The sequence below is a fragment of the Sorangium sp. So ce834 genome (assembly GCF_051521425.1).
GTDB lineage: Bacteria > Myxococcota_A > Polyangia > Polyangiales > Polyangiaceae > Sorangium > Sorangium cellulosum_D.
The window spans coordinates 7,381,246-7,402,307 of the sequence record NZ_CP150351.1 but is presented as its reverse complement, the minus strand read 5'-3'; the positions used below and the strand labels follow the sequence as shown (position 1 = coordinate 7,402,307).

Sequence of the window (21,062 nt, the reverse complement as noted above, 5' to 3'; positions counted from 1 at the left end):
GTGCTAGCGTGGGCGCGTGGCTGAGCCGCTGATCCGGTTCTCGCATGTGCGCAAGGCCTTCGGCCCGAAGGTCATCTACCGCGACCTGAACCTCGAGGTGTACCAGGGCGAGACGCTCACCGTCATGGGCGGGTCGGGCGTCGGCAAGAGCGTCATGCTCAAGCTGCTCATCCGCCTGCTCGACGCCGACGATGGATCTATCCAGTTCCACGGTGAGGAGATCACGAAGCTGAGCGAGGCGCGCATCGCCCAGGTGCGCCAGCGCATCGCGATGCTGTTCCAGGGGGGCGCCCTGTTCGACTCGATCTCGGTCGGCGAGAACGTCGCCTACGGCCTGCACGAGCACTACCGCAAGGAGATGACCGAGGCGCAGATCGCCGATCGGGTGAACTGGGCGCTGTCGCTCGTCGGCCTGCCCGGCATCGAGCAGATGCGCCCGGGGGACCTGTCCGGCGGCATGAAGAAGCGCGTCGGCCTCGCGCGCGCCATCGCGGTGCAGCCCGAGGTGCTGCTCTACGACGAGCCGACGACCGGCCTCGATCCGATCAACACCGAGCGCATCAACCACCTCATCAAGGGCCTGAAGCAGGCCCTCAACGTGACCAGCATCGTCGTGACACACGACATGAAGAGCGCGTTCTCGATCTCGGACCGGATGGCGATGATCTACCGCGGCGAGGTCATCGCGACCGGCACGCCGGACGAGTTCCGGGCGTCGAGAGATCCGCATGTCGCCGATTTCATTACCGGGACCGCGCCGGTGAACGAGGACGTCCAAACGCTTCTCGGGACGTGACGATCCCCCCGAGATCGCGCAAGATGCCCTTCCGCATGGGCAGAGCGCGCGATCTGAAGGTCGGACTCTTTGTGCTGGCGGGCCTCATTCTTTCCGCCGTAGTCATTTTCCTGATAGGCGACGAGCGGCGGCTCTTCGACTCCTCGGTCGAGTTCTCGACGAGCTTCTCCGACGTGCAGGGGCTGAAGCCGGGCGCGCCCATCCGCATGGGCGGCATCGACATCGGCCACGTCGCAGAGGTCGGCTACGGGCCTGACCCGAAGGACACGAAGATCTACGTGAAGCTCGAGATCGTCGAGAGCGAGGCGGGCCGGATCAAGACCGACAGCGTGGCCCAGATCGCGAACAAGGGGCTGCTCGGCGACAAGATGCTGGAGCTCACGAAGGGGCAGAGCCCCGACGCGGTGCCGCCGGGCGGCCAGATCCCAGGCGAGGTTCCGACCGACGTGATGGGGAAGGTCGCCGGGATGGCCGAGAAGGCCGAGGCCACGCTCGACAACATCCAGAAGGTCTCGGAGAACATCGCCGACGAGCGGCTGCACAAGGATCTCCGCGAGACGGTCGCCTCGGCGAACACGCTGATGAAGCAGGTGACCGAGGGCGAGGGCTACCCGCACCGCTTCCTGACCGATCCCGAGGAGGCCGAGCGCATCTCGCGCACCCTGCAGAGCCTCGACCGCGTGAGCACGGAGCTCGCGAGCACGCTGCGCGAGGTGAGGGGGGTCGTCTCGCGCGTCAAGGAGGGGCCGGGGTTCGCGCACGACGTCATCTACGGCGACGGCCCGCAGAAGCAGATCCAGCAGTTCGGGAACGCCGCGGACGAGGTCGCCACGACGCTGAAGGGCATCCGCGAGAGCGACAGCCTCGCGCACGACGCGCTGTACGGCGGCAAGGGCGACGGCGCCGAGGCGCTCGCCAACGTGACGGCGATGACGGGCGATCTGCGGGCGATCGTGCACGACATGAGGGCGGGCAAGGGGACCCTCGGGGCCCTCCTGGTCGATCCGTCGATCTACGAGGACATGAAGAGCCTCCTCGGCAACGTGCAGCGCAACGACGTGCTCCGCGCGCTCGTGCGCTACTCGATCAAGCAGGACGAGCAGAAGCCCGCGGTCCAGGTCGGCGGCGCCACGCCGTCACCTTCTCCGTAGCGCCGCGCGTCAGGCGTCCGGCTACACGTTGTCGGGCTTACAGCGCTGCTTCGCGGCGGCTCGCTCGGCTCCGCCTGGCCTGCATTCGGCCGCCGCACGTGCGCGCGAGGCGCGAGGCGCGCGGCGCAGGCGGCGAGGCGCGCGCGGCCCGAGGCACATCCGGGCCGCCGGCGCAACCGTCAGGCGGGATAGCGCCTTGCGTCGTCCCGGGCCGCCCTTTATTCCTCTTTATCCCGATGCCCAGGAAGCTCGCTGACCGTCTGTCGGCCGTCGCGCCCAGTGCAACGCTCGCCATGGCGGCGCGGGCCGCGCGCCTCCGCGCCGAGGGGCACACGGTCTACGCCTTCGGCGTGGGCGAGCCGGACTTCGACACGCCCGAGCACATCCGCACCGCGGCGAAGGCGGCGCTCGACGCCGGCGCCACGCACTACACGGCCGTGTCCGGCACACCCGAGCTGAAGTCGGCGATCTGCGCCGCGACCGAGCAGCACCGCGGGTGGCGGCCTCTGCCGAGCCAGGTCACCGTGAGCTCTGGCGCGAAGCACGCGCTGTTCAACCTCGCCGCCGCGCTCTTCGAGCCGGGGGACGAGGTCGTCATCCCGGCGCCTCACTGGGTGAGCTATCCCGAGCAGGTGCGCCTGTTCGGCGCCGCGCCGGTCGTCGTCGAGACCGCCGAGGCGACGGGCTTCCGCCTCACGGCGGACGCGCTCCAGGCCGCGCTGACGCCGCGGGTGAAGGCGCTCGTCCTGTGCACGCCCTCGAACCCGACCGGCTCGGCGTACGCGGAGGAGCACCTGCTCCCGCTGGCCTCGGTCCTGCGGCGCCACGACTGCTGGATCATCGTCGACGAGATCTACGCCGACCTCACCTACGACGGCTTCCGGCACGTGTCGCTCCCCGCGCTCGCGGAGGACCTCGCCCCGCGCGTGATCGTCGTCGACGGGGTCAGCAAGACCTTCGCGATGACGGGCTGGCGCATCGGCTGGAGCATCGCGCCGATCGAGGTCGCGAGGGCGCTCGACGTGGTCCAGGGCCAGAGCACCACGAACGCCGCCGCCGTGTCCCAGGCCGCCGCCGTCGCGGCCCTGAACGGCCCGCGCGACGCGGTGTTCGCGATGCGCGCGGCCTTCGCCCGGCGGCGCTCGCTCATGGTCGATGGGCTCAACGCCGTGCCCGGGGTGCGCTGCCGGACGCCCGAGGGCGCCTTCTACGCGTTCGCCGACGTGCGGGGGCTCTGCGGGCGCTCGTTCCAGGGGAAGACGCTCGCGAGCGACGAGGACGTCGCGACGTGGATGCTGGAGCAGGCGCACGTGGCCGCGGTCGCCGGCACCCCCTTCGGCGCGCCCGGCTATCTTCGGTTCTCCTACGCCTGCGACGAGGACCACATCGAAGCGGGCCTCGCCGCGCTCCGGCGCGCGGTCGCGACGCTCGATTGACGGGGGCGGCCCACGGCGGGGCGATGCCCTGGCCCGCAGGTTCGGGGCAGCGGCGGCGGCCCTGCTCGCTGCACGGCGCGACGGCAGGGGGGGCGCGGAAGCGGCGGCCTGCCTGGTCCACGCCCCGCGCGGAGGCGTGCGAGAGCGCGCGACGACGCGCGACCGAGCCTCGGCCAGCGCCGGGAGGCGCGCCGAAAGGCGCCGCTGGCGCTTGGTTTCCCGAGCGCCGCGAAGAAGTTCGACATGGGCAGCGAGTTCTTCTTGTCGAACGCCGATCTCTGAGTTAAAAGCGCCACGTCTTTCCGAAACGGCCGGGTGACGACCGGCTGGCATCGGGCGCATAACTCAGCGGTAGAGTGCGTCCTTCACACGGACGAAGTCACAGGTTCAAATCCTGTTGCGCCCACCCCGATTCGTTCCCGTCGCGAGCTGGTCCAACGCATCGAGTCGCCTGCGCGACGATGCCGCCAGCGGTAGGCGACGGAGCAGCTAGGCGCGAGGTGCTCGCGCCGAGCGCGGTGCGGCCCGCGCCATGGCCTCCGAGGTGCTCGCGCCGAGCGTGGTGCGGTCCGCGCCAGGGGCTCCTGTTTGCGGGGCGTGCCAGCGCGGCCAGGCGCGCGGGTCGACGGCGACGACCCTGTCGCGGCCTGGACGACGAGGGCGCCTGCAGACGGCGTCGGGGCGGCTGCGTCGAGGCGGGGCTCACCCGACCTCGACGGGGCGGATCAGGGCGCGGCGCTCCCCGCGGGCGGGGTGGCCGCCGCCTTCTTGCGCTTCTCGATGACGCTGGCCGTTGCGCGCAGATCCTTGGCGACGGCGCCGCACTTGAGGCACGTGCGCATCCGCGCCCCGCAGCGCTGCGGGGTGAGCAGCGACTTGATGTAATGCAGCGCGCGGACGTCGCCCTCCTCGCGCGCCCTGGCGATCAGCGCCTTGGTGGGGCACGCCGTGAGCCGGCGCAGGTCGTCGGCGACGATCAGCGCGGGCGACGCCACCTGCCGCACGCCGGGATCGAGCAGCTGCTTGCTCGCGTTGTCCCTGATCCAGTCGCCGAACCTCGGCGCGGTCACCACCTCGTAGAGCAGGTCGGGGCCGCGGCTTCCCATCTGCTTGGCCATCAGATCGAGCGCCGTGAGGGCGACCTCCGGGGGGCCGTTCGCGATCCTCAGGAGGAGCTGCTTGAGCTCGTCGTTGCCGGTCTCCTCGGGGGCGATCTCGAACAACCGCTTCGTCGTGGCCAGCGCGGCCGCGTACGACTTGTCGCGCCCCTGCGCGAGCGCGAGCGCCCGGAGCACCGGGGGGTCCTCCGGGTACCGCTGCGCGAGCGCGCCGAGCGCCGCGATCCCCTCGGCTTGGGCCCTCTCGAGCTCCGAGGCCTGCGCGCGGGCAGGCTCGGCCTTCGCCGGAGCGTCGGGCTCCGCAGGGTCGAGCGCGGGCGCCGGCTCGGGCGACGGCGCGCTGGCGCGACCGCTGCTGCCGCCGGGGGCGGCGGTCGGCGCAGGCCCATGCGCCGCGACGCTGGGCTCCTGCTCGAGCACCGCCACGGCCGTCGGGCTGCGGAGCGCGACCGCGCCGCAGACGAGCCCGGTGGCCGCCAGCAAGCCCAGCGCGGCCAGGGGGGCTGCCGCCTTCGGGCGACCCATACTCGGTTCACCGCCCTGACTACCCGAGCCGCTCATTGCAGCTGCCTCTCCCGCGGATGGCCCACGGCCTCGCCCTCAACCGTAGGGATCGTCGTTCTTCGGAGCCTTCGGCCTCGGCCTGGGCGCCGGCTTGGGCGGCGCCGGCGTGGCCGTCGTCGTGGGGACCGCGGGCGGCTCCGCGGTCGCCTTGGGCGCTGCCGGCTCGGGCGTCGTCGTCGTAGGGGCCGCGGGCTCCGCGGTCGGCTTGGCGGGGGCCTCGACGGTCGGAGCGGTGGTCGCCGCCGGCGCGGCCGACGCCTCCGGCGCCGTGGGGGCCGCCGTGGGCGCGGTCGCCGCCGGGGCCGTGGCCGTGTCCGTCGCCGCGGGCGCGACCTCCGTCGGCCGGGGCTTCTCCTCCTCCGGAGCTGCGGGCTTGGCCGCGGGCTGCTCCGGCGCGGGCGAGGCCGGCGTGGGCGCGGGCGCGGCCGGCTCCGGCTTGGGATCGCTCTGCCCGAACACGAGCCAGAGCGCGCCGCAGAGCGCGGCCGCGACAAGCAGGATCGTGAGCAGCCGCCCGGTGCCGCTGCTCTCCTCCTCCTGCGCGAGCGGGACCTTGCCGGTGGGCGCGGCCTTGGCGGCGACCGCCTTGTCCTCTTTCGGCTTGGCTGCCGCAGGCTTCGCCCTGGCCGCGTCGTCGGCCGCCTTCTCTTCCTGGCGCGCGGGCTTGCCGTGCAGCTCCTCGGACGGCGTCCTGTCCGCCGCCGCCTCCGCCGGCTTCTTCGCTGCGGCGACCTTGGCGGGCCTCGCCTCGGCCGCGGGGATCTCGTCGCGCGCCTCCCGCTCGTTCGCCAGCTGCGCGACCGCCGCGACCGGGATCGCCGCCGGCTCGGCCAGCGGCTTCGCCCGCTCCTCCCTCGGCTCCGGCGCGGGCTCCGGCTCGGCGCGCTTCGGCGGGGTGGGGATGAGCGGCTCCTTGGACGCGCCGATCTCATCCAGCGAGCCGCCGGCCTCGGCGAGCGCCTGCTTCAGCAGCTCGGCCGCCTGCTTCATCATCGTCCGCTCGTCGGGCGGCGGCATCTCCTTCTCGGGGTTCGTCTTGGGGAAGAAGCCGCCGGCCTCCGCGGGCTCGGCCTTCTTCGCGTCGCCCTTGCCGGCGTCGCCCTTCGAGGTCGCCCCGATCGAGCCGAGCCCCAGCATCGTCGACGCTCGCTTCACCTGCGCGGCCTTCGCGGCCGCGGGCTCGGCCGGCGGCGCGGCCGCCGCTGCGGCCGCGGGCTCCGTCACCTCGTCGCCCAGGTCGGCGCGGTCGGTGATGCCGGCCTCGAACGCCGACCCGGCGCCCTGCTGCGCGTCGACGAGCCGGGTGATCACGGCCTTGGACTTCTCATCGATCTTGATGAACTTCACGCCCATGCCGGACGGGTGCGCGTCGCTCGCCTGCGCGGGCTCCCGCTTCCATACGACGCGGCCGACGCCGGCGATGACGGCTTGCTCGTCCTGCAGCCGGATCTCGAACTTGAGCAGCGTGCCAGCGGGGAAGGGCGACGGCGTCTTGATGAAGATGCCGCCACGGCTCACGTCATGCGAGTGGTGCTCGATGAACTCGTCGACCGTGGCGCTCTTGTAGCGCACGGTCATCTGCAGCACCCTCGCTCGCGGATCTTTGCGTGTGTCCTGGGCCATCAGGGTAGAACTCCGGTCTACTTCGCGACTCGCTCCTGCGGATGTGGTCCGCATGTTAACCCAAGGTCCGCCGCGAAGCCCAAAGGCTAACACGTGGCGGTCCGCTTTACCGAACGCGGCCATGGGCTACCGGGCGAGCACGCTGTTCGAGCGCGCGCGCACGCGCCCGTGCCCCTGCGCTGCAGGGGTTGGTGAACCGAGCGTGAGCGCGCGCCGCTCGTGATATGTTCGCGCTGACTGGAGAATGCGCCGGGATGGCTGTCCGGGACCACTTTCGCGCTCATGCGAGGCGACGCGTCGATCTTGGAGCGACGCTGCGCGATCGGCAGTCGATCGAGGAGCATGGCGTCCGCATCCGCGATTTGGGGCTGGGCGGCGCCGGCATCGAGCTGTCCGAGGCTCAGCTCGCGTCGGAGCTGCTCGATCCAGAGACCGCGGTGACGCTCGAGGTCACCACCCCGAACCTGTGGGATCCGCTGAGCCTCCGCGGCCGGATCGCCTGGATCCGCCGCGGGCCGGCGGGCCGGCCGGCCCGCGCGGGCGTTCGCTTCGAGCATCACGATGCCGGGGCGCTCTATGCGCTCTACCAGCTGCTCGGCACCGAACGCTTCGATCTCTAGCGCGGGGGGCGCCCGCTTCGGATACGGGCCCACCTCGACGTTTTCGGTGCTCGGCGCACGTGAGTGCGCCTGCGCGCCGAAAACGCCGATCTGGGCCCGTCTCCTGTGCGGGCGCCCCCCGCGCTGCGGCGGCGATGGGGGGAGGGAAGCGAGGCTCGGCACGGAGGAGTGCGTCTGCGGCGAGAATGTCGCTGCGTGTGCGGGAATGACGGTGCGTTGGTGCCGCGTCGATCTGGCTCGTGCCTGGTTCCGGGAGAGGGATAGGCCGAGAAGCTCCTACCCGGTGTGCGGCGCGAAGTGTCGATGATGGAGCGGGAAAAGGTGAGGAACGGTAGGCCGCCAGCGAGGGAGCACGTCGCACGGCACGGCGCGGGGGATGGGCCGATGTCTGAGCCTGGGACATCATCTCTCCGGCGCATCGCGCCGGAGGGATGATGTCCCAGGCGAGTTCGGCGGGGCCCCCGCGCCGTGCTCCCTCGCTGGGGGCCGGGCAGCTCGGCAAGGCCGCCCGCACCCGCGGACGAGCTGGCTGAAGAGGCCCTAGAGGGCGAACACCGGGCCGATCGTGGGAGCGAAGACGAGGCCGAGCGTCGGCCACATCAGCATGACCTTCAGCTCGGCGGATACACCGAGGTTCTCGGTGATGCCGTAGACCACGCCGGCGCCGGCCGCCGAGAAATTCCGACCGGTGATCTGGTAGGCGTCGAGGTCCTCGACGAAACGGGTGTCCGCCGGGCACCTGTTGCTGCCGATCCCATCCTGCAGCGAACCGTCCTCCCTCCGGCGATCGCACACATCCACGGGCACCGACGCGTTCACCTGGGCCAGGCCGATGGGCGACAGGAACCCGTAAGGGCGGAATCCGCCCTTCTCGACAATCCGATCTCCCAGGAAGAAGTACGTGGCGCGGAGCTCCCCGTGGAGCGGCAGGAAGCTGAGCGCCTGGAGATGCGGGTTCTGCTTCTCGTCTCCCACCCACGGCGTCGGCTGCTGCTCGGAGGTCGGCGAGCCGCCGAAGGCAAACCCGAGCCGCGCGCCCACGAGCAGCGGCAGATCCGGGAAGAGCTGCCGGTCGTACGACAACATCACGCGACCCCCAGCAGGGCTCAGGCCACCCTTGACCCCGTTCGTTCCAGGAAGATCCGCCGGCTCGCCGTAGAACTGCTTGCCGTTGCCGCCCGAATAGAAGCAGGCGTACGCGGCGTCGCTGCCCGAGCAGACGTAATCCGTGCCGCGCACGAGGAGCAGGTCGAGCTCCCCCCAGAGGCCGAACACGTTGCGCTTGCCCTTGCGCCCCGCGGCCCCGCCGCCCCCGTCCCCTTGCTCGCAGGTCCCGTTCAGGCAGACGAGCCCGGACTGGCACTCCACGGTCTCCTCGCAGGCCGAGCCCCAGCCCTTGTCCCCGCGCTCGCCTCCGGCCTCGGGGCAGCCAGGCAGGCCAGGCGGGCAATCCTCCTTCGCCGCGCAGCGCTGCGGCGGCTCCTGGCCGGGGAGCGACGGCGCCGTGTCGATCTCGTTCTTGATCGGCACCCGGTGCGGCGCCTGCATCGAGCCGGCCGTGCCCACCGGGTCGCCCGCCTCGTCCCGCAGGATCACGAAGTACCGGATATCGCCGGTCGTCGTGACGTCCTCGCAGGGGATCTCCCCCCCGAAGCCGCTCCCCATGGGCGTCATCTCGAGCGACTTCCACTTGGGCGAGCCGAACGGCTTGTACCGCAGCGTCGCCTTGGACGCGTCGATCTCCTCCGGGATCTCGATGTAGACGGGCACCGGCGTGTTCACCGCCTGCTCCGCCACCGGCGTGTGCGGGACGTCGCCCGCGGCGGCCTTCGCGGGCTTGCCGCCCGCGCCCGCATCATCCGACGGCTTCCCGGCGGCCTGCGCCTCCTTCTGCGCCTCCTTGAACGCCTGGGCCAGCTCGGGCGTCGTCAGCGCGTCGATGAGCGCCGCCTTCGGGTCGGCCTGGAGCGCCAGCACGAACTCCGCCCTGGCCTGCTCCAGCTTGTTGCCGCCGCCGTACACCGTGCCGAGCGCGATGTGCAGCTTGCCGATCACCGGCTTCGTGCAGGCGTTCCTCTCGCACTTCTTCAGCGCGTCTCGGAGCTTCTTCTCCGCCTTGTCGAACTCGACAGAGAGATAGTCCTCGTCCATCGCCAGGTTGTGCAGCTTCATCGCCTCCGCGTCCTTCTCACCGGCGGCGCTTGCCACCGCCGGCGCGCCGAGGACGAGCAGCGAAGTCAGAGCGAACGCGAGGCGAGCGCGGCGGGAACGACGGAAAAACACGGGTTCGGACCTCCAGGAAAGGCTGGGGAGGGGCGCTTGCTTTTCAGGATCGGAGCCACGGGGGCTCCCGGACGGCGCGGTCGAGATCGCGCGTACCCCCGACACGTCGGGCGGCGCTCCAGCGGCTGCAGCCTACTGCGCGCCACCCTCCGTGCGGACGAACTGCACGCGCCGGTTCAGGGCGCGGTTCTGATCGGACGTGTTCGGCACGATCGGCTGCTCCATCCCGTAGCCCTTCGATGTGAGCCGCGCCTCGTCGATCCCCTTGGCCACGAGGTACTTCTTCACCGAGGCCGCGCGCCGATCCGACAGCTTCTTGTTGTACGCGGCGGCGCCCTTGTTGTCGGTGTGCCCCTGGATCTCGATCCTGATCTTCGGGTTCTGCTGGAGGACCTCCACCACGGCGTCGAGGATCGGGAAGCTCTCGGGCCGGATCTTGTCCTTGTCGAACTCGAAGTGGATCTGCTGCGTGATCTTGATCTCCTTCTCGGTGACGATGACCAGGCTCGGCTTCTTCGGGCAGCCCGGCTTGTCGCCGCCGACCACGCCCGGCTCGTTCGGGCACTGGTCCTCGAGATCGACCACGGTGTCCTGGTCGTTGTCCGGCTCCGGGCAGCCGTCGGCGTCCTCGTAGCCGTCCGGATCCTCCGGGTCGTTCGCGCAGTTCTTGCCGGTGCTGTCCTTGTCGTTCAGGTCGGGGACCGTATCGAGATCGTTGTCGAGCTCGGGGCAGCCGTCCTCGTCGAGGTAGCCGTCCTTGTCCTCGGGCAAGAGCACGCAGCTGTCCTTGCTGTCCGGGATGCCGTCGCCGTCGGTGTCCGGATCGTCCGGGCAGCCGTCGTCGTCCTGGAAGCCGTTCCACGTCTCGGCGTCGCAGGGGCACTTCTTGTCCTGCGGATCGAGCAGCCCGTCGCCGTCGCAGTCGCCGGGCGCCGGCGGCGGCGCGTCCTCGATGAACCCGCGCTCGGCGCACTTCTGCGGCGGCGAGAGATCGTAGGCGGCGTGCGTGTTCGCCTTCGCGATGTCGAGGTGATCCTTGGCGCGGGCGAAGAAGCCCTGATCGAGCTCGACCTTCGCGAACGACAGGTGCGACTTCGCCATCGCCAGCTCGCGCGGCGCGCAGCGGAGCGCGCCGTTGCGCTCCGCCTGGTTCGCGATGGTGGTCAGCGCCTCGATGTCGCCGCGCATGACCGGCACCTGCGCGCACGAGAGCGCGGACAGCGCGATCAGCGCGACGGCGACGGTGCCGGCGCGGCGAGCGCGGCGGGAAGAGCGATGCCTCGTCCGATTGCTCATCGACCCGCGCCCTCGTGCGCCTGCTTCGCCAGGGTGATCGCCTTCTCCGCGTACTCCTCCGCGACGTCGGCGAAGTCGATCGCGTCGCCGTAGTCGGCGGCCGCGGCCTCCTCGCGCGCCTTCCAGAGGTGCTCTCGCGCGGTGTAGTACTCGTACGGCGCGTACTTCTCTGCGCCGAGCGCCTCGGCGGTCTCGAGCTTGCTCGAGGCCGAGTTCGCGGTGAATGCGTAGATGGCGCCGCCGCAGCCGCTCGTGAGAGCCGCCGCGAGCACCATGCCCGCGCCTGAAATCAAAATCCCGAATCGCCGCCCGTGCGTCGTCACGATCGCGTTCTTTCTGGAGCGGGCCCCTTAGACCGTCTGCCCGGTCGTCGCGACGCTATCAAGGGCGCTCGGCGCGCGTCAACCGGCTCGGGGAAGGGAGGAGGAGGTTAGGAGGAGGAGGAGGAGGTTAGAGCTTCCGGTAGACGCCCACGACCACGCCGAGCAGCATCGCGGGCTTGAAGTCGCTCGCCCGGACGAGGATGGGCGCCATGGCCGCGTTGGCCGGCTGGAAGCGCACGTAGTCCTTCTCGGGGAAGAAGTACTTCACGGTCGCCTCGTCGCCGATCAGCGCGACCACGATGTCGCCGCGCTGCGCGGTGAGCTGCCGGCGGACGAAGATGTAGTCGCCGCTGAAGATGCCGGCCTCGATCATCGAGTCGCCCGTGACGCGCAGGCCGAACACCTCGCGCCCGCCGCGCACGAGCGTCCGCTCGATCCGGACCGTATCGAGCACGTGCTCCTCGGCGAGGATCGGCAGGCCCGCGGCGATCCGGCCGACGACCGCGATCTCGACGAGGTCGTCCTCCTGGTCGTTCGCAGGGGCGTCGTTGCCGCCGCCGACGAGCGCACCGCGGAGCTCGGCGCCGCCGCTCGAGCCGCCGCCGTCGAGATCGCGCGGCCGCAGGGCGCGCGACTTCATGTCCTCGCGGGTGAGGTAGCCCTTGCGCTCGAGCGCCCGGAGGTGATCGTTCACCCCGTTCGTCGAGCGGATCCCCATATGCGCGCCGATCTCGCGCAGCGTCGGCGGGTACCCGCGCTCGCTGATCGACTGCCGGATATAGTGAAGCACCTGCTGTTGTCGCTCGGTGAGCCCCTGCATCGGGCGGAACCTACTGAACGGTTGGGTAGATGTCAAAAAAGTGTGGAGGTACCTCTCCACAGGCCCGAATTTGCCGCGATTTGGGGGGTGCCGGGGCGTCGGTAGGGCGCGGCGCGGGGCGGCTCGGCGCGCGGGGCGGATCGCGCTGTGAGCCGCGGGGCGCGTCGAGCGTGCAGGGTGAACCGAAGGGCAGGGGCCCGCGATCAGGGCTGCTTCGGGAGGTTGTTCCGCGAGCTCATGGCCGGGCGGGGCTCGAGCATCGCCCGGATCTCGTCGGGGTCGGCGGCGGCGGCGAACATCTCCTCCAGCGTGATCATCCGGCGCTGGTAGAGCGAGACGAGCGACTGCGCCATCGTCTGCATCCCGCTGCCGGCCTGGCCCACCTGCATCTGCGAGTAGATCTGGTGGAGCTTGTCCTCGCGGACGAGGTTCCGGATCGCGGCGTTCGGGATCATGACCTCCATCGCCATGACGCGCCCCGGGCCGTTCGCGCGCGGCAGGAGCAGCTGGGTCATCACGGCGACGAGCGTGAACGACAGCTGCTGCCGCACCTGCGACTGCTGGTGCGGCGGGAAGACGTCGATGATGCGGTTGATCGTCGAGATCGCCGAGTTCGTGTGGAGCGTGGCGAACACGAGGTGGCCCGTCTCGGCGATCGTCAGCGCCGACTCGACGGTCTCCAGGTCGCGCATCTCGCCGACGAGCACGACGTCCGGATCCTGGCGAAGGGCGTAGCGCAGGGCGTCCTTGAACGACGCGGTGTCGGAGCCGATCTCGCGCTGGTTCACGAGCGAGAGCTTGTGCGGGTGCAGGTACTCGATCGGGTCCTCGATCGTGAGGATGTGGAGGCGCTGCTCGGAGTTGATCTTGTCGATGATGCTCGCGAGCGTGGTCGTCTTGCCCGAGCCGGTCGGGCCCGTCACGAGCACGAGGCCGCGCGGCTTGGCGGCGATGTCGAGCACGACCGGCGGCAGCCCCAGCTCGTCGAAGTTCATGATCCGGAAGGGGATCTGCCGGAAGGCGGCCGCCACGGCGCCGCGCTGCATGTAGATGTTCGCGCGGAAGCGGGCGAGCCCCTTCATGCCGAACGACAGATCGAGCTCGTTCCGCTGCTCGAACGCCGCCACCTGCTCCTCGCTCAGCACCGAGTAGCAGAGCTGCCTCGTGTCGCTCGGCATGAGCGGCGGGAGCTTGAGCGGCACCACCGTGCCGTCGATGCGCAGGAGCGGCGGCGTGCCGCTCGTGATGTGCATGTCGCTCGCGCCCTTCTCCACCATCGCGCGGAGGAGCTGCTGGAGCGTGTACCTGAGGCCCTCCTGCTGTCCGACGAGCTCCGTGGTCATGCGCTCAGTCCCCCATCGTCACGCGGCCGACCTCCTCGGTCGTCGTGACGCCCGCCAGCACCTTCTCGATCCCGCTCATCCGGAGCGTCAGCATCCCGCCCTTGATGGCGGCGGCCTTGAGCTCGGCCGTGGACGCGCCCTGGAGGACCATCTCCTTCAGCGCGTCGGTGAAGCGCATGACCTCGTAGAGCGCGACGCGGCCCTTGTAGCCGGAGCCGTTGCACGTCTTGCAGCCCGCGCCGCGGACGAGGTCCGCGCGCGCGACCTGCTGCTCGGTGAAGCCGAAGTCGAGGAGCACCCTCGGGTCCACGCGCAGCGGGACGCGGCAGTCGGGGCAGATCTTGCGCGCGAGGCGCTGGGCGAGCACGAGGTTCACGCTGGCGGTGATGAGGAACGGCTCGACGCCCATGTTGAGGAGGCGCGAGATCGTCGACGGCGCGTCGTTCGTGTGCAGCGTCGAGAGCACGAGGTGGCCGGTGAGCGCCGCCTTGACGGCGATCTCGGCGGTCTCGAAGTCGCGGATCTCGCCGACCATGATGATGTCCGGGTCCTGCCGGAGGAACGAGCGCAGCGCCATCGCGAAGTTCAGCCCGATCTCGTCGTGCATCTGCACCTGGTTGATGCCGTGCAGGTTGTACTCGACCGGATCCTCGGCGGTGCTGATGTTCGAGCCGATCTGGTTGAGCTCCGAGAGCGCCGAGTAGAGCGTCGTCGTCTTGCCGGAGCCGGTCGGGCCGGTGACGAGGACCATGCCCCACGGCTGGCCGATCGCCCACTTGAAGTCCGCGAGCGGCTTCGGGTCGAAGCCGAGCTTCGCCATGTCGAGCTGCAGGTTCGACTTGTCGAGGAGGCGGAGGACGATCTTCTCGCCCCAGATCGTCGGGAGCACGGAGACGCGGAAGTCCATCTCCCGGCCCCTGCCCATCTTCAGCTTGATGCGGCCGTCCTGCGGGAGCCGCCGCTCGGCGATGTCGAGCGAGCTCATGATCTTGAGGCGGCTCGCGATCGCGTTCTTCAGCTTGATCGGCGGCTGCATCTCCTCCATCAGCACGCCGTCGATGCGGTAGCGCACCCGGAGCTTCTTCTCGTACGGCTCGACGTGGATGTCGCTCGCGCCCTTCTTGATGGCGTTCAGGAGGATCGCGTTGACGAGCCGGACCACGGGCGCGCCCTCGGCGGCCTTCTCCAGCTCGAGGACGTTCACGTCGTCGGCCTCGACCTGGAAGCCGACCTCCTCCTCCCCGAACTCGCTCAGCACCTCGTCGTAGGACGGCCCGACGTTGTACGCGCGCTCGATCGCCTCGGTGATGCCCGTCTCGGACGCGACGACGGGCTCGACGTTGAAGCCCGTGAGGAACTTGATGTCGTCGATCGCGTGCAGGTTCGTCGGGTCGGCCATCGCGACGACGAGCGCCGTCCCCGACCGGGAGATCGGGATGATCTTGTGCTTCTCGCAGACGTCCCGCGACACGAGGCGCGAGACCTCGGCGTCGATCTCGTACTCGTCGAGGGCGACGGCCGGGACGCGGTACTGCGTCGAGAGGAAGCTCGTGATCTCGCCGTCGGAGATGTACCCGAGCTTGGCGAGGGCGTAGCCGAGGTTCTGCCCCGTCTTGCGCTGCTCCTCCTGCGCTTGCCGGAGCTGCTGGAGGCTGATGAGCTTTTCGCGGACGAGCAGTTCGCCGAGGCGGTGGTTGGTCGACATCGAGGGGCGCAAATCCTGCGGGTGGCGAGGGAGGGAGTCAACGCTGGCGGTTGGGGCCGGCGCGCTTCAAGGGTAGGATGTCGGATGCTGGTGAGGATGGCGCTGCGTGAGTCTCTTTGAGTGGTTCGGGCTCAAGCGGGGGGACAGCCGTCGCAGGGCGGCCGAGGCCAGGGAGCTCGCCGGCGATCTCGCGGGGGCGGTCGAGCTGTACCTCGACGCCGGGATGCCGGACGACGCGGCCCGGGTCCTGCTCCTGCGCGCCGACGCCGAGCGGAGCGTCGAGAAGCGGATCGCCTTCTGCGCGTCGGCGTTCCGCACGGCCGAGAGCCCGGAGCTCAAGCGCGCGGCGCTCGGGCGCAAGGCGCTGCTCGCGTTCGACCTCGTGCGCGCGCGGGGCGCGAGCGCGATGCGGAGCGAGGTGCTGGCGGTCGCGCGCGAGCTCGAGGCGGCGGGCGAGCTAGAGCGCGCCGCGGACGCGTACGCCCTCGTCGGCGACACCGAGTCGGAGACGCGCGTCCTGGCCGCGGCCGGCGCGATCGACCGGCTCGAGGAGCGGCTCCGCGCCTCGATGACCGCCGAGAGGGACCAGCGCGAGCTCGCCGCGACGCTGCGGAGGATCGCCGATCTCGACCGGATGGCCGAGCGCCGCGAGGCGATCGCCGTGGCCGAGGCGTGGGCGGGCGGAGGCCGCGGCGGCGAGCAGGTGGCCGACGCGCTGCGCGCGATCCGGGCGCGGCTCCTGTCGGGACCGGTCCTCTCGATCGAGCTCGGCGGCGCCCTCGTGCGGTGCGCGCTCGGCGACGAGGTCACGATCGGCCGCGGCGAGGCGACCATCGTCGTCGCGTCCCGCGCCGTCAGCAGGACGCACGCGCGGATCCGGCGCGGCCCGTCCGGCATCGAGGTCGAGGATCTCGGGACGCGCAACGGCACGACGCTGGCGGGCGCGCGGCTCACGGCGCCGCTGCCCGTCGGCCGGGGCGTGCAGATCCTGCTCGGCGGGGAGGTGCCGTGCGCGATCGCGCCCGGGATGGGGCAGGGCTGCGCGGTGGACATCGCGGGCGAGCGCTTCGCGGCGCCGCTCGGCGATCTGCCGGTGGGGCCGTGGCGGATCCGCCTCGATCGGGCGGGCGCCTCGGCGTTCGTGGCGCTGAAGACGCCGCCGGGGGCGCCGCCGCCGTTCCTCGGCGACTACCAGCTCGCGCCGTCCGTCGAGCTCTGCGCGGGCGACGCGATCGCCGCGTCGCGCGGGGGGACGCCGGTCTTCCGGGTGCTCGCCGCCGGCCAGGCCTCGCCGACGCGGCGCGACGGCGGCGGGGAGGGCGGGCCGGCGTGAGCCTGTGGCGGCGGCTCAAGGAGCGGCTCGGCGGCGCCGCGGCGGACGGCGGCGCGCCGGCGCCGGGCGGGGGCGCCGCGCCGGGCGCGTCGGACGTCGCGCGCGGCGCGGACCCGGCGCGGGCGGCGCGCCCGGCGGCGGACGCGCGGGCGCGCGGGCGCGCGTCGCGCGAGGACGGCGGCGACGAGATCGCGCGCCTGCGGAGCTCCGGCGCGCGCGACGGGCCCTCGACGGACGAGGTGATCGCGATCCTGCGGCGCGCGCGGGGGACGCTGCGGGAGGCCGAGGCCGTGGCGCACCTCGTCGCCGCGATGGCGGAGCGGGCGCTGCCGGACCCGATCCGGGTGGCCTGCGCCGACCTGCTCGCGGCCCGGGGCGACGAGCTGGGCGCGCTCGCCGTGCTCGAGGGCGCAGCGGCGCGCGAGCGCGGCGGCGCGGGGCGCGCGCAGCCGGTGTCCTCGACCGAGGGGCTCGTCCTCGCGGCCGACCTCTATGCGTCGCTGGGGCAGCTCCCGCGGGCGGTCGGCGCGATCGAGCGGGTGCTCGTCCGGGAGATCGACGCGCCCGGCGCGCGCGAGCGCCACCAGCGCTGGCGGGCGGCGCTCGGCGCCGAGCGGCCCGCCGCGGCCCGCGTGGAGGACGTGACCGTGGTCGCTCCCGCGACGGGCAGGACCCCGTTCCGCCTGCTGCGCGAGGTGGCGCGCGGCGGGGCCGGCGCCGTCTACGAGGCCGAGGACGAGGTGCTCGGCCGGCGCGTCGGGTTCAAGGTCTACCACGGGCGCGGCGGCGACCGGGCGCACCTCACCCGCGAGGTGCGGCTCGCCGCGGCGCTCGCGGGGCCCGGCGTGGTGCGGGTGTTCGACGCGGACCCGGAGGAGGGGTGGATCGCGCTCGAGTGGATCGCGCGCGGCTCGGTGCGGGACGTGCTCCGCGCCGGCGACGCGGCGTCGCTCGCGCCGGTCGCGCGGTGGGCGCGCCCGCTCGCGCGCGCGCTCGCCCGCATCCACGAGCGCGGCTACGTCCACGCCGACGTCAAGCCGGCCAACGTGCTCCTGCGCAGCCTCGCCGAGCCCGTGCTCAGCGACTTCGGGCTGGCCAGGCCCCGCGGCGCGCCGTCCGCCGGCGGCAGCCCCGGGTACGTCTCGCCGGAGCGGCTCGCTGGGCGGCCGAGCGACCCGCGCGACGATGTCTACGGCTACGGCCGCGTGCTCGAGGACGTCCTCGTGCGCCTCGAGCCGCTCGGGGGCGAGGGGCTGGCCCCCTGGAAGGAGCTGTCGCTGCGGTGCCTCGGCCCGGACGACGAGCGGCCGCCGGACGGCGCCGCGCTCGTCCGCGCGGTCTGCTGAGCCCCGCGGCGGCTCAGCAGGCGTCGAGGCAACGCCTGTACCGATCGAACGCGGCCGCGTCCGTCCCGTCGAACGCGCCGCAGGGGACCTCCGCGGCGCAGGCCGACGCGCAGTGGACGGCGCCCTCGCACGACGCCTCGCTGGACATGCCGCTGCCCTGGTAGCCGCACTCCTCCATGTGGTCCTCGGCCTCGTCGCACACGCTCTCGCAGCCCGACGCGAGGGCGACCGCGAGCGCGAATGACGCGGCGCGAGCTCTTCCGGAGCTGCCGGACACTTCCGTCCACCAACGACCCCTGCCTTTGCTCATGCGTGCTCTCTCCCGGAGTGATGTCTCGTACGGGGGACCTCGCGCTGCGTCGGAGTTGCGTGCCGGATGGCAACCTTCTTCGCTTCGGGCGCGGCCCTGGGTAGATTGCTCGCCTGCATGCGCGTACGCAACGAGGAGGGGGCGCCCTGATGCGCTTGGCGATCGTCGCCACGCCCAGCTTGCACCGCGATCAGCGGCCGGCGCCCGGCTCGCTGGACGGGGATCTCATCCGGGCCCGCCTCTCGCTGGAGGACGCCGGCTTCCGGGTGATCGACATCGATCCTGGGCGGGACCTCGCGGAGCAGCTCGACGCGCTGTTCGATGAGCTCACGGCGACGCGGCAGACCCTGGTCGACGCGGAGGACGCCGCGCGCGACGAGGCCTCGACCCTGTTTCTGTTCTACGCCTCCAGCGCGGTCGCGCTGTCGCCGGACGGGGAGCTCTTCCTCTGCCTCGACCCCGAGAACCCCGGCGTGGGCGACGCGCTGGGCGACGTGGCCGCGGTGTTCCGCGATCGCGCGCGCGGCGAGGTGCTCTTCGTCCTCGAGTGCCACCACGGCCCCGGGGCGACCTCGCGCGCCGTCGTCACCGCCGCGGAGCAGGCGGTGGCGTCCCCCGTGACGGGCGTCGAGCTCCTCGTGGCGGCCCACCCGATCGGCTCGCTCGACGCCGACCTGCCCTCGGTGTTCACCCGCGCCTTCGTCGAGCACCTCGACGAGGCCGACCCGGATCGAGGCCTCACCGCCGAGGAGATCTTCCGCCGCGTCGAGGGGAACCCCGGCCTCGCCGGCGCCATCCCGTGCTTCGCGCGGGCGAGCGGGCGGGGGGCGTTCTCGGTGCTCGTCCCGCGCGGCGGCGCGCCCGGCCGGCGCCCGGCCAGGGCCGAGGCTGCGCGGCTCGGGGCCGCGGGCGAAGGGGGCGCCGCCACCACGCCCGCGTCCGCGCCCGACGACCCGGTCGCGCAGTACCTCGCGGCCGGCGACACGCTCGCCGCCGCGTCGGACCTCGACGGGGCGCTCACGGCGTACAAGAAGGCGCTCGCGCTCGTCGGGGTCGCGCAGCGGGACGCGCGCGCGGAGGTGCACCTGCGCATCGCCCAGGCGAGGTGGCGCCAGCAGCGGCACCGCGAGGCCATCGAGGGCTTCGAGAAGGCGCTGGCGCTCGCGCCCGAGCACCGGCCCGCGCTCGAGGCGCTGGTCGAGCTCCACCTCGCCGAGCAGGACTTCGCGCGGCTGCGCACCGCGGAGGAGCGGCTGCTCACGCGCGTCGAGGGGGACGCCGATCGCCTCGGGCTCCTCGTGCGCCTCGCCGAGCGCTGGGAGATCGTCGCCGGGGATCCGGCGCGAGCGCAGGAGCTCCTCGAGCGGGCGCGGGAGATCCGCCCCGACGACGCCGCCGTCCTGCGCAGCCTGGGCCGGCTCTACGAGGCGACGGGCGATCTCGCGGCGTCGCTCGACGCGCGCCGCTGTCACGCCGAGCTACTCCCGGACCCGCGGCAGCGGGCGGTCGCGCTCCTGGAGCTCGCGCGCGCCGCGATGCAGGGCGAGGCCCGCGCGACCTTGACCGAGGTCACGCGCGAGCAGGACGGGATCGAGCTGCTCGAGCGCGCGCTGGACGCCGACCCCACGTTCCTCGATCCGCTCGCGCTGATCGCGATCCTCCTCTCGGCGCGGCAGGAGTGGGGCGAGCTCGAGCTCGCGTACCGCCGCATGCTCGACCGGGCGCAGCGCATCCCCGACCCGCGCGTGCGGAGCGACGTCACCTGGGAGCTGTGCCGCCGCCTCGGCATGCTCTTCCGCGATCACCTCGAGGATCCGAGCTCCGCGCTGGAGGCGTTCGAGGGCGCCGTGGTCGAGCGGCCGGACGACGTCCCGGGGCGGCTCAGCGCCGCGTCGCTCGCGCGGGGCGCCGGCCGGATCGAGCGCGCGGCCGCGCACCTCCAGGCCGCGGCGGTGCTCGATCCGGGCAACGTCCAGGTGTTTCACGACCTGTTCGACACCTTCCAGAAGCTCAGGCGCGTCGACCAGGCCTGGGCCGCGGCGAGCGTTGCCGTTTACCTGGGCGCGGCCGAGGCGCGGGAGCGCTTCATCTTCGAGGAGCACCGGCCCGCCGGCCTCGTGCAGCCCGCGCGCGGGCTGAGCCCGGGCAGCTGGGATCTCCTGCGCGCGGCCGATCGCGATCGCGCCCTCGAGGAGGTCCTCGCGTCGGTCGCCGACGCGGCGGTCCGCGCGCGGCTCGCTCAACACGCGCGGGAGAAGAAGATCCCGCACGTCGATCCCGCCGCGCGCGCCGACGCGGAGCGGAACGCGGCGGGCGTGGTGCGCCTGTTCTCGTGGGCGAGCCGGTGCCTCGGGATCCCCACGCCGGCGGTCTACCTCCGCAAGGACGCGCCGATCGCGGTCGCGGCGGTGCCGGTCGAGGACCCGAGCGTCCTTGTCGGCGGCGAGGCGCTCCGCGGGCGGACGGCCGCCGAGCTCGCGTTCCTGGTGGGCAGCCACGTCGCCTACCACGTCGGCCCGCACCGCTTGCTCCTGCACTTCCCCTCGCTCGAGGAGCTCGGCGTCTGCCTCGCCGCCGCGGTCAAGGTGGCGCGGCCGTCGGAGCCCGTCCCTGTCGAGCTCGAGGGCGCGGTGCTCGCGCTGATGCCGCTGCTCGACGAGCGGCTGACGGAGCGCGAGCGGGACGCGCTGGAGGCCGCGGTGTTCGAGCTCTACGAGATCCGCGCGCCGCTGGATCTCGCCCACTGGGTGGGCTCGGTGGAGCGGTGTGCCGCGCGGGTCGGCTACCTGCTGACCGGCGAGCTCTCCGTCGCGGCGTCGTCGCTCTCGCGCGGGGACACGCCGGGCGTGCTGACGGCGGAGGAGAAGATCGGCGATCTCCTCTCGTTCACCGTCTCGGACGCCTACCACGCCCTGCGCGAGGAGCTCGGCGTCGCCATCGAGCCGTAGCTTCGGGCGTCAGACGTCCTGCCCGAGCCCCGCGTCCGCTCCCGGCC

At 72.5% G+C, this 21,062-nt stretch carries 16 protein-coding genes and 1 tRNA gene; 8 read left to right on the top strand and 9 right to left on the bottom strand.

Annotation, left to right across the window (positions count from 1 at the left end):
• Window positions 1-16 precede the first annotated feature (16 nt).
• The 4 genes from WMF20_RS26545 to WMF20_RS26530 all read left to right on the top strand — a co-directional run bounded on the left by WMF20_RS26545 (window position 17) and on the right by WMF20_RS26530 (window position 3,789).
• A complete protein-coding gene (locus WMF20_RS26545; RefSeq protein ID WP_129577039.1) occupies window positions 17-796 on the top strand; it encodes an ABC transporter ATP-binding protein in 780 nt (259 codons plus the stop codon).
• Window positions 797-831: 35 nt separating this feature from the next.
• Window positions 832-1,947, top strand: coding sequence for an MlaD family protein (locus tag WMF20_RS26540; RefSeq protein ID WP_437604736.1), 1,116 nt, complete (start codon window positions 832-834; stop codon window positions 1,945-1,947).
• Between the two features lie 293 nt (window positions 1,948-2,240).
• A complete protein-coding gene (locus WMF20_RS26535) occupies window positions 2,241-3,383 on the top strand; it encodes a pyridoxal phosphate-dependent aminotransferase (protein ID WP_437604735.1) in 1,143 nt (380 codons plus the stop codon).
• Between the two features lie 334 nt (window positions 3,384-3,717).
• Window positions 3,718-3,789: transfer RNA gene (locus tag WMF20_RS26530), tRNA-Val, on the top strand.
• 319 nt (window positions 3,790-4,108) lie between these two features.
• Here WMF20_RS26530 and WMF20_RS26525 read toward each other — a convergent pair.
• Both WMF20_RS26525 and WMF20_RS26520 read right to left on the bottom strand, forming a co-directional pair.
• Window positions 4,109-5,026, bottom strand: a complete 918-nt coding sequence (locus WMF20_RS26525) for a hypothetical protein (RefSeq protein ID WP_437604734.1) — start codon at window positions 5,024-5,026, stop codon at window positions 4,109-4,111.
• A gap of 75 nt (window positions 5,027-5,101) precedes the next feature.
• Complete coding sequence (locus WMF20_RS26520; protein WP_437604733.1) at window positions 5,102-6,688, bottom strand: TIGR02266 family protein; 1,587 nt, start codon at window positions 6,686-6,688, stop codon at window positions 5,102-5,104.
• Window positions 6,689-6,942: 254 nt separating this feature from the next.
• Between WMF20_RS26520 and WMF20_RS26515 the strand changes: the two genes are divergently transcribed.
• Entirely contained in the window at window positions 6,943-7,308 is a 366-nt protein-coding gene (locus tag WMF20_RS26515) for a PilZ domain-containing protein (protein WP_061627742.1), read from the top strand.
• Window positions 7,309-7,848: 540 nt separating this feature from the next.
• On the opposite strand, the gene WMF20_RS26510 is transcribed toward WMF20_RS26515, so the two are convergent.
• The 6 genes from WMF20_RS26510 to pilB all read right to left on the bottom strand — a co-directional run bounded on the left by WMF20_RS26510 (window position 7,849) and on the right by pilB (window position 15,078).
• On the bottom strand, window positions 7,849-9,480 hold the full coding sequence (locus WMF20_RS26510; protein ID WP_437604732.1) for a hypothetical protein: 1,632 nt from the start codon (window positions 9,478-9,480) through the stop codon (window positions 7,849-7,851).
• Window positions 9,481-9,723: 243 nt separating this feature from the next.
• Window positions 9,724-10,887 carry an OmpA family protein gene (locus WMF20_RS26505; RefSeq protein WP_437604731.1) on the bottom strand — a complete coding sequence of 388 codons (1,164 nt, stop codon included), beginning with the start codon at window positions 10,885-10,887 and terminating at the stop codon, window positions 9,724-9,726.
• Window positions 10,884-11,210 carry a DUF4398 domain-containing protein gene (locus tag WMF20_RS26500; RefSeq protein WP_437604730.1) on the bottom strand — a complete coding sequence of 109 codons (327 nt, stop codon included), beginning with the start codon at window positions 11,208-11,210 and terminating at the stop codon, window positions 10,884-10,886. Before WMF20_RS26500 ends, WMF20_RS26505 begins: the two co-directional genes overlap by 4 nt.
• 127 nt (window positions 11,211-11,337) lie before the next feature.
• Window positions 11,338-12,030, bottom strand: a complete 693-nt coding sequence (gene lexA, locus WMF20_RS26495) for a transcriptional repressor LexA (protein WP_061627745.1) — start codon at window positions 12,028-12,030, stop codon at window positions 11,338-11,340.
• Between the two features lie 203 nt (window positions 12,031-12,233).
• Window positions 12,234-13,373: a type IV pilus twitching motility protein PilT gene (locus WMF20_RS26490; protein ID WP_437604729.1), complete on the bottom strand. Its 1,140-nt coding sequence runs from the start codon at window positions 13,371-13,373 to the stop codon at window positions 12,234-12,236.
• A gap of 4 nt (window positions 13,374-13,377) precedes the next feature.
• Window positions 13,378-15,078, bottom strand: coding sequence for a type IV-A pilus assembly ATPase PilB (gene pilB / locus WMF20_RS26485; protein WP_437604728.1), 1,701 nt, complete (start codon window positions 15,076-15,078; stop codon window positions 13,378-13,380).
• A 106-nt stretch (window positions 15,079-15,184) separates the two neighbouring features.
• Here pilB and WMF20_RS26480 point away from each other — a divergent pair, with 106 nt between their 5' ends.
• Together WMF20_RS26480 and WMF20_RS26475 are read left to right on the top strand one after the other, a co-directional pair.
• On the top strand, window positions 15,185-16,411 hold the full coding sequence (locus WMF20_RS26480) for an FHA domain-containing protein (protein ID WP_129577030.1): 1,227 nt from the start codon (window positions 15,185-15,187) through the stop codon (window positions 16,409-16,411).
• Window positions 16,408-17,757 carry a serine/threonine-protein kinase gene (locus WMF20_RS26475; RefSeq protein ID WP_437604726.1) on the top strand — a complete coding sequence of 450 codons (1,350 nt, stop codon included), beginning with the start codon at window positions 16,408-16,410 and terminating at the stop codon, window positions 17,755-17,757. Before WMF20_RS26480 ends, WMF20_RS26475 begins: the two co-directional genes overlap by 4 nt.
• Window positions 17,758-17,770: 13 nt before the next feature.
• On the opposite strand, the gene WMF20_RS26470 is transcribed toward WMF20_RS26475, so the two are convergent.
• A complete protein-coding gene (locus tag WMF20_RS26470; protein ID WP_129577028.1) occupies window positions 17,771-18,067 on the bottom strand; it encodes a hypothetical protein in 297 nt (98 codons plus the stop codon).
• Between the two features lie 149 nt (window positions 18,068-18,216).
• Between WMF20_RS26470 and WMF20_RS26465 the strand changes: the two genes are divergently transcribed.
• Window positions 18,217-21,015 carry a tetratricopeptide repeat protein gene (locus tag WMF20_RS26465; protein ID WP_437604725.1) on the top strand — a complete coding sequence of 933 codons (2,799 nt, stop codon included), beginning with the start codon at window positions 18,217-18,219 and terminating at the stop codon, window positions 21,013-21,015.
• The last annotated feature ends 47 nt before the right edge of the window (window positions 21,016-21,062 follow it).

What these genes read in the sequence shown, in the direction of transcription:
- WMF20_RS26540 (WP_437604736.1), top strand. Translation starts at nt 832, where the DNA reads ATGGGCAGAGCGCGCGATCTGAAGGTCGGACTCTTTGTGCTGGCGGGC.
- WMF20_RS26535 (WP_437604735.1), top strand. Translation starts at nt 2,241, where the DNA reads ATGGCGGCGCGGGCCGCGCGCCTCCGCGCCGAGGGGCACACGGTCTAC.
- WMF20_RS26525 (WP_437604734.1), bottom strand. Translation starts at nt 5,026, where the DNA reads ATGGGTCGCCCGAAGGCGGCAGCCCCCCTGGCCGCGCTGGGCTTGCTG.
- WMF20_RS26520 (WP_437604733.1), bottom strand. Translation starts at nt 6,688, where the DNA reads ATGGCCCAGGACACACGCAAAGATCCGCGAGCGAGGGTGCTGCAGATG.
- WMF20_RS26515 (WP_061627742.1), top strand. Translation starts at nt 6,943, where the DNA reads ATGGCTGTCCGGGACCACTTTCGCGCTCATGCGAGGCGACGCGTCGAT.
- WMF20_RS26510 (WP_437604732.1), bottom strand. Translation starts at nt 9,480, where the DNA reads ATGAAGCTGCACAACCTGGCGATGGACGAGGACTATCTCTCTGTCGAG.
- WMF20_RS26505 (WP_437604731.1), bottom strand. Translation starts at nt 10,887, where the DNA reads ATGAGCAATCGGACGAGGCATCGCTCTTCCCGCCGCGCTCGCCGCGCC.
- lexA (WP_061627745.1), bottom strand. Translation starts at nt 12,030, where the DNA reads ATGCAGGGGCTCACCGAGCGACAACAGCAGGTGCTTCACTATATCCGG.
- WMF20_RS26490 (WP_437604729.1), bottom strand. Translation starts at nt 13,373, where the DNA reads ATGACCACGGAGCTCGTCGGACAGCAGGAGGGCCTCAGGTACACGCTC.
- pilB (WP_437604728.1), bottom strand. Translation starts at nt 15,078, where the DNA reads ATGTCGACCAACCACCGCCTCGGCGAACTGCTCGTCCGCGAAAAGCTC.
- WMF20_RS26470 (WP_129577028.1), bottom strand. Translation starts at nt 18,067, where the DNA reads ATGAGCAAAGGCAGGGGTCGTTGGTGGACGGAAGTGTCCGGCAGCTCC.
- WMF20_RS26465 (WP_437604725.1), top strand. Translation starts at nt 18,217, where the DNA reads ATGCGCTTGGCGATCGTCGCCACGCCCAGCTTGCACCGCGATCAGCGG.